This window comes from Micromonospora sp. NPDC051924 (genome assembly GCF_055586005.1).
Genome location: NZ_JBVJJA010000001.1, coordinates 95,620 through 106,425, shown reverse-complemented (window position 1 = coordinate 106,425; position 10,806 = coordinate 95,620). Strand labels below are relative to the sequence as shown.

The window sequence follows — 10,806 nt, the reverse complement described above, 5'->3', positions numbered from 1 at the left end:
TGGACGGAGGTCGCCCGTGCGGCCACGGGCGGCCCGGTCAGGCCTCGGCGACGTCGGAGACGACGACCGTGACGTTGTCCGGCGCGCCGGCCTGGTGGGCGAGCTTCACCAGCTGCTCGCCGCAGTGCTGCCGGTCGGAGTACGCGGCCAGCGCCGAGGCGATCGCGAGGTCCTCCACGTAGTCGGAGAGGCCGTCGCTGCACAGCAGCAGCCGGTCACCGGGGAACACGGTGAGCACGCCGATGGCCGGCGGCGCGTCCGAGCCCTGCACGGCCCGGGTGACCAGCGAACGCTGCGGGTGGTGGCGGGCCTGGTCGGCGGAGAGCGCGCCCTGGTCGACCAGCGCCTGTACGAAGGTGTCGTCCCGGGTGAGCTGGGTCAGCTCGTTGTCCCGCAGCAGGTAGCAGCGGGAGTCGCCGACCTGGGCGAGGACCAGGGTGTCCCCGGCGAGCAGACCGGCGGTCAGCGTCGTACCCATGCCGTCGCGGGCCGGGTCCACGGTGATGGCGGCGCGGATCCGCTGGTTGGCGGTGCTCACCACGGCGCGCAGCGCGTCGGCGGCCTCGTCGGGCACGGGGGGCGGGGTCAGCTCGTCCAGGATCCGGATGACGATCTCGCTCGCCACCTCGCCGGCGGGGAGGCCGCCCATGCCGTCGGCCACCGCCACGAGGCGGTCACCGGCGAGTGCGGAGTCCTCGTTGTTGGTCCGGACGAGGCCGACGTCGTTGAGGATGGCCGAGCGGAGGATCAGCGTCATGGGGTCAAGCTTGCCAAGAAGACCCCACCCTCGTCTCTACCCACCGGGTATGGCCGAGGAAGATCAGCGTGTTTCCGTCCCTCCGTCCATCGTGGTCAGTCGCGCGGGTAGCGCAGCAGCAGGCTCGCCCGGACCGGCTCGTCGCCGACGGCGGCGTAGCTGTGCGGCACGTCCGAGGTCCAGCGCAGGTAGTCGCCGGGGCCGGCGGTCAGCGGGGCGTCCACCGGCCCGGCGCGCAACACGCCGGAGAAGACCGTGACGTGCTCGGTGACCCCGGCCTGGTGCGCGGGGGAGAGCTGCGCCGGCCCGGGGTCGACCCGCATCCGGTAGAGCTCGTACGTCGCGTCGGTGTCGGTGAAGACCTCCAGCAGGGTGGCGCCCACCGCGGCACCCCGTACGGTCGGCGTCCCGGCCGGCCCGGAGAGGACGGCGGTCAGCGGCACGCCGAGCTGCGCGGTGACCGCGTAGAGGGTCTCCAGGGTGGGGTTGCGGGTGCCGTTCTCCAGGCCGGAGAGGGTGGCCTTCCCGACGCCGGCCAGCCGGGCGAGCGTGGAGAGGGACAGCCCCCGCTCCTCGCGGAGGGCGCGGATCCGCCGGCCGACCTCTTCCGCAGTGTGGTCACCGGCTGGTGGGGCAGCTGCCATGCCGGCTATCGTCCTACACCGTGCCGTTCCGTAAACGGAACGGCGGACGGAGGTGTGACATGGCGGGGCGACTCCAACCCGTGCTGGCCGGCGTGGTCACCGCCCTGGTCGGCTTCGCCAGCTCGTTCACGGTCGTCCTCGCCGGGCTGCGCGCGGTCGGCGCGGACCAGGCGCAGGCCGCCTCCGGCCTGCTCGCGCTCTGCGTCGCCACCGGCTGCTGCGCCGTCTGGCTCGGGCTGCGGCACCGGATGCCCCTCGCCATCGCCTGGTCCACCCCCGGCGCCGCGCTGCTCGTCGCCACCGGCCCGGTGCCCGGCGGCTGGCCGGCGGCCGTCGGCGCATTCCTGCTCGCCGGCGTGCTGATCGCCGCCGCCGGACTGATCCCGGCGCTCGGCCGCGCGGTCGCCGCGATCCCCGGCCCGATCGCCAGCGCCATGCTCGCCGGGGTGCTGCTGCCGCTCTGCACCGCGCCCGTCCGGGCCCTGGTCGAGGTGCCCCGGCTGGCCGGTCCGGTGGTGCTCGCCTGGCTGGTACTGCACCGCTTCGCGCGCCGCTGGGCGGTGCCGGGCGCACTGGCCGTCGCGGCGGTGGCCATCGCGCTCACCGCGTCCGCGCCGGTCCGGACGCACCTCGCGCCGACCGTCGCGCTGACCGCGCCGACCTGGACCGCGCCCGCCGTGGTCGGGCTCGCGCTGCCGCTTTTCCTGGTCACCATGGCCGCGCAGAACGTCCCGGGTACGGCGGTGCTCGCCGGCTACGGCTACCGCGCCCCGCTCGGCTCCGCCCTCCGGGTGACCGGGCTCGCCACGGCGCTCGGCGCGCCGGCCGGCGGGCACGCGGTGAACCTGGCCGCGATCACCGCCGCGCTGGCCGCCGGCCCGGACGCCCACCCCGACCCGGACCGGCGCTGGATCGCCTCGGTCACCGCCGGGATCGGCATGGCGCTGCTCGGCCTCGGCGCCGGCGTGGCGACCGCCCTGGTGCTGCTCTCCCCGCCGATCCTGGTCGAGGCGGTGGCCGGGCTCGCGCTGCTCGGCGCGCTGGCCGGGGCGGTCACGGCGGCCGTCGCCGAGCCGGACGCCCGGGAGGCCGCGGTGGTCACCTTCGTGGTCACCGCCGCCGGGATCAGCCTGCTCGGCGTCGGCGGGGCGTTCTGGGGCCTGGTCGCCGGCTGGTTGATGCTCCTGCTCTTTCGCCGCCGCACCACTCCCGCGCCCACGCCCCCGCCCGCTGGGGCCGAGCCCGAGCTGGCCGAGTCCCGCCGGTGATCAGGCGGTGCCCTCCGCCTCGACGCCGATCTCCATGAGCCGCAGGCGTACGCCGGACACGTTCTCCTCGACCATCTGCTTCAGCGCGCGAGCGTGGACGAGCGTGTCGAGGACGACCAGCGCGTGGGTGAGTTCGGGATCGTCGCCGTCCGCGCCCCACCAGCCCCGGATGAAGCCGGGGCTCCGCCGGGTCACCTCGGCCATGTGCGCGAACGCGGCGGCCCGCGCCGCCGGGTCGGCGGGTCTGGCGCGCTGCTCCCCGATCACCATCCACATGACGTCCACCCTAGGCCGGTTCTCACTCCTCCTCGGGCAGCTCCGCGGCGGGGACGTCGAGGCGTACCCCCTGGTCGGTGACGGCGGCGATCCGGTCGGCGGGTACGTAGACCGCGCCCGTGCGGGCCCGCTCGGCGGCGACCTTCAGGTAGCCGCCGCGCAGCAGCCGGGCGGCCAGGTCGGCGGGGACGTCCGGCTCCTCGGCCGCCGCCGACTCGATCAGCTCGTCCAGGCTGCTGCCGGGGTCGACCCCGTCCGGCGCCTGCACCGTCACCGCGGTCGGGTCGCCGCGCTGGACGAGATCCACGGTGCCGACCTCGGCGCCGGTGGCGTCGACCACCCGCATGCCGGTGGTGACCCGGGAGACGGTGTCCTGCTGCTGGCTCATGCCGGAGCGGTTCCCGGGGGGCACGGGCGCTAAACGGGCGGGGCCCAGCCGCCCGGCGGGCGGGGGGAGAGCTCGCGCCAGGTGTCCGGCCCGTCCAGCAGCGCCCGGACCGTCTCCTCCGCCTCGTCCGCGCTGCCGTACTCGTAGAACCGGGAAACCCCCTCGGCGCCGCCGGCGCGCTGCTCGACGTGCCAGCGGTCGCCGTCCACCCGGAGGAAGACGTCCCGCCGGGCCAGCCGCCCCCATTTCCCGTTCCACCAGTGCTTGCGCTGCTCCATGGGCGGACTCTATCGAACATGTGTTCGACATGAGTCGGCCCCCACGGGATTCCCGTGGGGGCCGATCGGCTAGGGCGTCAGCGCGGCGCCGGCGGCTCCGGGCGGCGGCCCAGCACGTCGTCCAGCGCGCCCCGCTGAGCCGGCGTGGCCTGGTTGCCGGCGAGCAGCGCGTCCCGGATCTCGGTGAGCAGCTTGATCTCCTCGCTGGGGGCCTTCGGCGGCGGCTCCTCGCCGCGCCGGCGCCGCTCGGCGAGCCGGTTCATCGGGTAGACGACCAGGAAGTAGAGCGCCGCCGCGGTGAGCAGGAAGGTGATCACCGCGTTGACGAAGGCCACCCAGTCGAACGGAATCGTGTTGCGGAACATCGGCGTGGTCCCGCTGATGCCCTTGGAGCTGCCGGTGATCAGCAGAATGAACACCCGGACCAGCGGTTCCAGGAATGACTTGGTCATCTGGGTGACCACGCCGGTGAACGCGGCACCGATGACGACGCCGACCGCCAGGTCGACGACGTTGCCGCGCATGATGAAGTCTTTGAAGCCCTTGAGCATCCGCTCTCCCGTGCTGTCCGGTTTTCCGTCCGGGACAACCTATGCCCGGGAGGGAGCCTCCAGGAAAGCGCCCGCCTCGATCGCCGCCCGGGCCGGGTCGCCGGCCCGGATCGCCTCGACCAGCCGGCCGTGGTCGACGTAGCGCTCCGGTTCCAGGGCGTCGCCCATGGCCTGGGCCACGGTGCTGCGCAGCGCGGCGCCGACCGACGCGTACAGCTCGGCGAGCATGGCGTTGTGCGCGGCGGCCACCACGGCGGTGTGCAGCGCGGCGTCCGCCTCGACGAACTCGTCCACCCGGCCGGAGCGCCAGGCGGCCTCCCGGGCGGCCAGCGCGTCGTCGAGCGCCGCCAGGTCCGCCGGGGTACGCCGCAGCGCGGCGAGCCGGGCCGCCTCCACCTCGAAGGCGCGCCGCACCTCGATCACCTCGGTCATCCGGTCGTCGGTGAGCCGCCGGGCCACCACCGGGGCCAGCTCGTCGGTGGAGACCACGTACGTCCCGGAGCCCTGCCGGCACTCCAGCACCCCGGCGTGCACCAGCGCCCGGACCGCCTCGCGGACGGTGTTCCGCCCCACCCCGAGCGCGGCGACGAGCTGCGGCTCGGTGGGGATCCGGCCGCCCACCGGCCACTCGCCGCCGAGGATCCGGGCCCGGAGCTGCTCGATCGTCTGGCGCACCCGGTGGCCGCGCGGGGGCACGACGACGGAATCGACGGGGGGTGTCACCGGTTACAACTCCTGCCGGAATTCATCCCATGATTGTAGGTTGAGGGTCATGACGCCGCCACCCACGAGCACCGAGGCCCCCGCCACCGACGCGCCGACCACCGACGTGACGCCCGGCCCGGCCCTCGCCGCCCCGGCCCGTCCGGCCGGCCCGGTCCGCGGTGGCGCACTGGTGCTGGTCGGGATGCTGCTGGTCGCGCTGAACCTGCGCGCCGCGGTGACCAGCCTCGGCGCCCTCCTCGACGAGGTACGGGACGGGCTGGGACTCTCCGGCGCGATGGCCGGCCTCGTCACCACGCTGCCCACCATCGCCTTCGCCGGACTCGGCGCGCTCACCCCGTGGCTGGTCCGCCGCTGGCCGGCCGCCCGGGTGCTGGTGCTGGCCATGCTCGCCCTCACCGTCGGGCAGGTGCTCCGGGTGGTCACCGACTCGGCGGCGGTCTTCGTGCTCACCAGCGCGCTCGCCCTGGCCGGCATCGCGGTGGCGAACATCCTGCTGCCGATGCTGGTCAAGCAGCACTTCCCGCATCGCACCGGGCTGGTCACCGGGGCGTACACGATGGCGCTCACCACGGGCACGACGGTGGCCGCGGCCTCGGCGGTGCCGGTGGCGCACGCCTTCGGCTCCTGGCGCGCCGGGCTCGGAGTCTGGGCCGGGATGGCCGCGCTCGCCGTACTCCCGTGGGTGCCGCTGGCGCTGCGGGCCCGCGCGGGTCGGCGGACGGCGACCCCGGCGGCGGCCGTCGTCACCCGGGTACGCCCCGGGCGGACCCGGCTCGGCTGGGCCATGGCGGTCTACTTCGGGGCGCAGTCGCTCAGCGGGTACGCGATCATGGGCTGGCTGGCCCAGCTCTTCCGGGACGCCGGCTACTCGGCCGAGACCGCCGGACTGCTGCTCGCCGGGGTCACCGCGCTCGGCGTGCCGGTGGCGCTGGTGATGCCGACGCTGGCCGGCCGGCTGCGCACGCTACGGCCGCTGGTGCTCGCGCTGACCGCCTTCTCCACGGCCTCGTACCTCGGCCTGGCGGTCGCGCCGCACGGCCCGGCGCCCCTCTGGGTGCTGCTGATGGCCCTCGGCCAGGGCGCGTTCCCGCTGATCCTGACCACGATCGGGCTGCGCGCCCGGACCGCCGAGGGCACCGTCGCGCTATCCGCCTTCGCGCAGAGCACCGGGTACGTCATCGCGGCGCTCGGCCCGCTGCTGGTCGGTATCCTCTACGAGGCGACCGGGGGCTGGACCGCGCCGCTCGGTTTCCTGCTCGGGGCGCTCGCCGTGCAGACGACGGCGGGCATGGTGATCGCCCGTCCCCGCTACATCGAGGACGAGCGCTGAGGGGCGACGGTCAGGAGGAGGCCGGCGTGGGGTCGCCCGCGACCGCCTGCTCCACCGTCGGGTACGTGTGCAGCACCTCGACGAGGCCGCTGACCTCGAGGATGCGCAGGACGCCACGCTGCGGGGCGGCCAGCCGGACCACGCCACCGGCCTCGTCGCAGCTGTTCTTGGCGCGTACGAACACCGACAGCCCGGTCGAGTCGCAGAACGACACGTCCGCCAGGTCGAAGACGAGGCGGTTGCGCCCCTTGTCCAGCAGATCGGTGATCTGGTCCTGCAACTGCGGTGCCGTCGCCATGTCCAGCTCGCCCGCGACCGACACGACGACCACGTCGCCGCGCTGTTCCGTGTGCACCGTCAGGGACATTCGCCGACCTCCTGTGTTCGGAGGAACGGTATCCCACGAAGCGGGTGGTACGCAGAACGGGAGCCGACACGGGTGCCGACGATCATTCCTTTGCCGCGTGGCAAGTAAGGCGTCGACCTCCGGTGATAGAGTCCGCCCGTCCAGAGTTCAGGGAGGTCAACATGGCGTTGAACGCCGAATCGAGTGGCCGGCTCGCCCGGCTGCTGACCGAGAACGCCGACCGGTTGACCGAGCGCTGGACGGAGATCGTCGCGGCGTCGCTGCGCGGCCGGCTCAGCCACGCGGAGCTCGCCCGGCAGGTGCGGGAGCTGCACCGTAGCATGATCGACGCGCTGGGGAGCGGGCTGACCGACCTCGCCGCCGAGCACGGCGGCGAGCTGCGCGCGGTGCTGGCCGAGCTGTCCCGGGGGCGGGCCCGCCAGGGCTTCAGCGCCACCGAGACCGCGATCAGCGTCTTCGCCCTCAAGGACGCGCTGCTCGAGCTGATGGAGGAGACCCAGGACGCGGAGACGCTCCGCGACTTCCTGGCCTTCACCTCGCTGCTCGACCAGATGGGCCTGTTCACCTTCGAGAGCTACGTCCGCACCCGGGAGAGCCTGATCGCCGACCAGGCGGAGCAGCTCCTGGAGCTCTCCACCCCGGTGGTGAAGCTCTGGGAGGGCGTGGTCGCCGTCCCGCTGGTCGGCACGCTCGACTCGGCCCGGGCCCAGGTGGTGATGGAGCGGCTGCTCCAGACCCTGGTCGACACCGGCTCGCCGTACGCGATCATCGACATCACCGGCGTGCCGGCGGTGGACACCCAGGTCGCGCAGCACATCCTCAAGACCGTGGTGGCCGCCCGGCTGATGGGCGCCGACTGCATCATCTCCGGCATCCGGCCGCAGATCGCCCAGACCATCGTGGCCCTGGGCATCGAGTTCGGGGACATCGCCACCAAGGCGAGCCTCGCCGACGCGCTGCGCCACGTGCTGCGGCTGACCGGCGTCGAGACCACCACCCGCCGCCCCCGCCGGGAGGGCTGATGGAGCGGGTGCCGATTCTCAAGATCGGCGAAATCCTGCTGGTCTCCATCCAGGTCGACATGTCCGACCAGACGGCGGTCCAGCTCCAGGAGGACCTGGCCGAGCGGATCGTCGCCACCGGCAGCCATGGCGTGATCATCGACATCACGGCGCTGGACATCGTCGACTCCTTCGTCGGCCGGATGCTCTCCACCATCGCGTCCATCTCCAAGGTGCTGGACGCCGAGACGGTGGTGGTCGGCATGCGGCCCGCCGTCGCCATCACCCTGGTCGAGCTGGGGTTGTCGCTCAACGGCATCCGTACCGCGCTGAACGTCGAACGCGGCATGGAGTTGATCGCGGCGGCCCGGGGCGACGAGTGGGACGAGGCCGACGGCGACGAGGGCGACGAGACGACGGCCACGTCATGACCGCCGGCGTCGACCTGGGGGTGCCGGCGACCCAGGCGATCCGTAGCGACGAGGACGTCGTCCGGGTACGGCAGCTGGTGCGGACCAATGCGGTCGCGGCCAAGCTGTCGCTGGTCGACCAGACCAAGCTGGTCACCGCCGCCAGTGAGCTGGCCCGGAACACGCTGATCTACGGCGGTGGCGGCATCGCCGAGGTGACCGCGGTCGACGACGGCCTGCGGCGCGGGATCCGCATCGTCTTCGCCGACGAGGGCCCGGGCATTCCCGACCTCGACCTGGCCCTCACCGACGGCTACACCACGGGCGGCGGCCTGGGCCTCGGGCTGAGCGGCGCCCGCCGGCTGGTCGACGACTTCGACATCTGGACCGTCGTGGGCGAGGGCACCCGGATCACCGTCACCAAGTGGTCCCGATGAACGCGGACGTGGTCGCCGACCACGGCCTCTGGTTCCGCATGGAGAGCGGTGGCGGGGCGAGCGGCGTACGCCGGGCGGCCGAACACCTCGGCCGGCAGCTCGAACTCGGCCCCCAGCGGGTCGCCGACCTGGCCATCGTCACCGCCGAGCTGACCAGCAACCTGGTCAAGCACGCCCAGGAGGGCTCGCTGCTGCTGCGGCCGGTACGCCGTGCCGGCCGGGCCGGGGTGGAGCTGGTGGCGATCGACTCCGGCCCCGGCATGGCCGACCTCGCCCTGTCCTCGGTCGACGGGCACTCCACCACCGGCACCCTGGGCATCGGCCTGGGCGCGATCGCCCGGCAGGCGAGCTGGTTCGACGGATACTCGCTGCCGGACCGGGGGACCGTGCTGGCCGTCCAGGTCTGGGACGGGCCGCCGGCGGCGCCGGACTGGGCCGGCGGGCTGACCCGGCCGATCACCGGTGAGCAGGTCAGCGGCGACGGGTACGCGGTGCGGGTGGCCGACGGCCGGCACCAGGTGCTGGTCTCCGACGGCCTCGGACACGGGCCGCTGGCGGCGGCGGCCAGCGGGGCCGCGGTCGCCGCGTTCCGGGCCGCCCCGGCGGGCCCGCCCGCCAGCGTCGTGCAGCACCTGCACCGCGCCATCTCGCACACCCGGGGCGCCGCGCTGGCGGTGGCCGAACTGGACCCCGCCGCCGGCCTGCTCCGGTACGCGGGGCTGGGCAACATCGCAGCTGTGATCGTGGTGGCGGGGGCGCGGCGGCGGGGCCTGGTCTCGCTGCCCGGCATCGCCGGCCACCAGCGCCCCGCGGTACGCGAGTACGACTACCCGTTCCCGCCCGGCGCGACGCTGGTCATGCACAGCGACGGCGTGGTCGACCGGTGGGACCTCGACGACTATCCCGGCCTCGCCGGGCGGGCCCCCCTGGTGGCCGCGGCGACCCTGCTCCGGGACGCCGCGATCCGCCGGGACGACGCCTGCGTCCTGGTCGCCCGGGGGGAGTCATGACCGGCCCGTACCCGGTGGAACCGCTGCTCCAGCTGGCGCTCCGGGTGGAGCAGGACATCTTCCTGGTCCGTCAGCGCGGGCGGGAGGTCGCCGCCGCCGTCGGGCTGGAGCACCAGGACCAGGTACGCGTCGCCACCGCGCTCAGTGAGGTGGCCCGGGACCTGCTGCAGGCGGTCGACGGCGCCGACGTCACGTTCGTGCTCGACACTGACCCGCCGTCCGGCCGGTCCGTCCTCCGGGTGGACCTGGTCCCGGTCCGCCCGCTGCCCGACGGCCGGTACGAGCCGCAGTCCGGCGCGGTGGCGCGTCTGGTGGACATGCTGGGCGTCGTGCCGCACGGGGACGATACGGTCGTGAGGATGTCCCGACGTGTCCCGGCGAACGCACAGGCGCTGACGCCGGAGCGCCTCGCCGAGCTGCGCGCAGAGCTGGCGAGCAGCGCTCCGGGCACCGTCCTGGACGAGTTGGCCGCCCAGAACGCCCAGCTCATCGCCGCCCTGGACGAGGTACGCAGCCACCGCGACGAGCTGGAGGTGCTCAACTCGGAGCTGCAGGAGACCAACCGCGGCGTGATGGCGCTCTACAACCAGCTCACCGAGGAGCTGGAGGAGACCAACCGCGGCGTGGTGGCCCTCTACGCCGAGCTGGACGAGAAGTCCGCCCAGCTCCGGGCGGCCAGCGAGTCGAAGAGCCGGTTCCTGGCCAACGTCAGCCACGAGCTGCGCGCCCCGGTCACCGCGATCATCGGGCTGGGTCGGCTGCTGGCCGACTCCGCCTCCGATCCGCTCACCGCCGAGCAGGCCCGGCAGGTGGGGCTGATCCGGTCCTCCGCGTCCGACCTGCTCAATCTGGTCAACGAGCTGCTCGACCTGGCCAAGGCCGAGTCCGGCCGGATCGAGGTCAACTGGACCGAGGTGGACCTGCGCGGCCTCTTCGGGCAGCTCCGGGGCACCCTGCGGGCGCTGGCCACCCGCCCCGGGGTCGAACTGGTGGTGGAGGAGCCGCCAGCCCCGGCGACGGTCCGTTCCGACGAGGTGCTGCTCGCCCAGGTGCTGCGCAACCTGCTGCACAACGGCCTGAAGTTCACCGAGCGGGGCGAGGTGCGGCTGCGCGCGGAACGCCGGGACGACCACTGGTCGCTGTCGGTCTCCGACACCGGCGTCGGCATCCCGCCGGAGCTGCACGAGCGGATCTTCGAGGAGTTCTACCAGGTGCCCGGGACGACCCGGGTCGGCGGCACCGGCCTCGGCCTGCCGTACGCGCGGCGGCTCGTGACGCTGCTCGGCGGGACGCTGGCGCTGTCCAGCGAACCGGGTCGGGGCAGCACCTTCACGGTCCGCCTTCCCCTGGGCGGAGCCTGACG

15 protein-coding genes are annotated in these 10,806 nt (G+C 74.1%); 7 read left to right on the top strand and 8 right to left on the bottom strand.

Annotated elements, in window-relative coordinates:
- Positions 1-37 precede the first annotated feature (37 nt).
- Together ACZ6S5_RS00520 and ACZ6S5_RS00515 are read right to left on the bottom strand one after the other, a co-directional pair.
- Positions 38-757 (bottom strand): PP2C family protein-serine/threonine phosphatase, encoded by a 720-nt coding sequence (locus tag ACZ6S5_RS00520; RefSeq protein ID WP_465996238.1) that lies wholly within the window; start codon positions 755-757, stop codon positions 38-40.
- A 95-nt stretch (positions 758-852) separates the two neighbouring features.
- Complete coding sequence (locus tag ACZ6S5_RS00515) at positions 853-1,401, bottom strand: helix-turn-helix domain-containing protein (RefSeq protein ID WP_465996236.1); 549 nt, start codon at positions 1,399-1,401, stop codon at positions 853-855.
- Positions 1,402-1,460: 59 nt separating this feature from the next.
- Here ACZ6S5_RS00515 and ACZ6S5_RS00510 point away from each other — a divergent pair, with 59 nt between their 5' ends.
- Positions 1,461-2,669, top strand: a complete 1,209-nt coding sequence (locus ACZ6S5_RS00510; RefSeq protein ID WP_465996234.1) for a benzoate/H(+) symporter BenE family transporter — start codon at positions 1,461-1,463, stop codon at positions 2,667-2,669.
- Here the strand turns inward: ACZ6S5_RS00510 and ACZ6S5_RS00505 are convergent, their stop codons facing one another.
- The 5 genes from ACZ6S5_RS00505 to ACZ6S5_RS00485 form a co-directional block, all read right to left on the bottom strand.
- A complete protein-coding gene (locus ACZ6S5_RS00505; RefSeq protein WP_465996232.1) occupies positions 2,670-2,945 on the bottom strand; it encodes a hypothetical protein in 276 nt (91 codons plus the stop codon).
- 22 nt (positions 2,946-2,967) lie between these two features.
- Complete coding sequence (locus ACZ6S5_RS00500; RefSeq protein WP_465996230.1) at positions 2,968-3,333, bottom strand: hypothetical protein; 366 nt, start codon at positions 3,331-3,333, stop codon at positions 2,968-2,970.
- Positions 3,334-3,362: 29 nt separating this feature from the next.
- On the bottom strand, positions 3,363-3,611 hold the full coding sequence (locus ACZ6S5_RS00495; RefSeq protein ID WP_465996229.1) for a hypothetical protein: 249 nt from the start codon (positions 3,609-3,611) through the stop codon (positions 3,363-3,365).
- 77 nt (positions 3,612-3,688) lie between these two features.
- Entirely contained in the window at positions 3,689-4,162 is a 474-nt protein-coding gene (mscL, locus tag ACZ6S5_RS00490) for a large conductance mechanosensitive channel protein MscL (protein WP_465996228.1), read from the bottom strand.
- Positions 4,163-4,201: 39 nt separating this feature from the next.
- Entirely contained in the window at positions 4,202-4,885 is a 684-nt protein-coding gene (locus tag ACZ6S5_RS00485) for a FadR/GntR family transcriptional regulator (RefSeq protein WP_465996227.1), read from the bottom strand.
- Positions 4,886-4,934: 49 nt separating this feature from the next.
- Here ACZ6S5_RS00485 and ACZ6S5_RS00480 point away from each other — a divergent pair, with 49 nt between their 5' ends.
- Positions 4,935-6,218 (top strand): MFS transporter, encoded by a 1,284-nt coding sequence (locus ACZ6S5_RS00480; protein ID WP_465996225.1) that lies wholly within the window; start codon positions 4,935-4,937, stop codon positions 6,216-6,218.
- A 10-nt stretch (positions 6,219-6,228) separates the two neighbouring features.
- On the opposite strand, the gene ACZ6S5_RS00475 is transcribed toward ACZ6S5_RS00480, so the two are convergent.
- On the bottom strand, positions 6,229-6,585 hold the full coding sequence (locus tag ACZ6S5_RS00475) for an STAS domain-containing protein (protein WP_109947682.1): 357 nt from the start codon (positions 6,583-6,585) through the stop codon (positions 6,229-6,231).
- Between the two features lie 161 nt (positions 6,586-6,746).
- Here ACZ6S5_RS00475 and ACZ6S5_RS00470 point away from each other — a divergent pair, with 161 nt between their 5' ends.
- Genes ACZ6S5_RS00470 through ACZ6S5_RS00450 form a run of 5 tightly spaced genes read left to right on the top strand, consistent with a single transcriptional unit; the run spans position 6,747 to position 10,804 of the window.
- Positions 6,747-7,607: an STAS domain-containing protein gene (locus tag ACZ6S5_RS00470; protein ID WP_465996223.1), complete on the top strand. Its 861-nt coding sequence runs from the start codon at positions 6,747-6,749 to the stop codon at positions 7,605-7,607.
- Positions 7,607-8,017 (top strand): STAS domain-containing protein, encoded by a 411-nt coding sequence (locus tag ACZ6S5_RS00465; protein ID WP_465996221.1) that lies wholly within the window; start codon positions 7,607-7,609, stop codon positions 8,015-8,017. Before ACZ6S5_RS00470 ends, ACZ6S5_RS00465 begins: the two co-directional genes overlap by 1 nt.
- Positions 8,014-8,433 (top strand): ATP-binding protein, encoded by a 420-nt coding sequence (locus ACZ6S5_RS00460; RefSeq protein WP_465996220.1) that lies wholly within the window; start codon positions 8,014-8,016, stop codon positions 8,431-8,433. The genes ACZ6S5_RS00465 and ACZ6S5_RS00460 overlap by 4 nt, the downstream gene beginning before the upstream one ends.
- A complete protein-coding gene (locus ACZ6S5_RS00455; protein ID WP_465996219.1) occupies positions 8,430-9,443 on the top strand; it encodes a SpoIIE family protein phosphatase in 1,014 nt (337 codons plus the stop codon). Before ACZ6S5_RS00460 ends, ACZ6S5_RS00455 begins: the two co-directional genes overlap by 4 nt.
- Positions 9,440-10,804 carry a sensor histidine kinase gene (locus tag ACZ6S5_RS00450; RefSeq protein WP_465996218.1) on the top strand — a complete coding sequence of 455 codons (1,365 nt, stop codon included), beginning with the start codon at positions 9,440-9,442 and terminating at the stop codon, positions 10,802-10,804. Before ACZ6S5_RS00455 ends, ACZ6S5_RS00450 begins: the two co-directional genes overlap by 4 nt.
- Positions 10,805-10,806 lie beyond the last annotated feature (2 nt).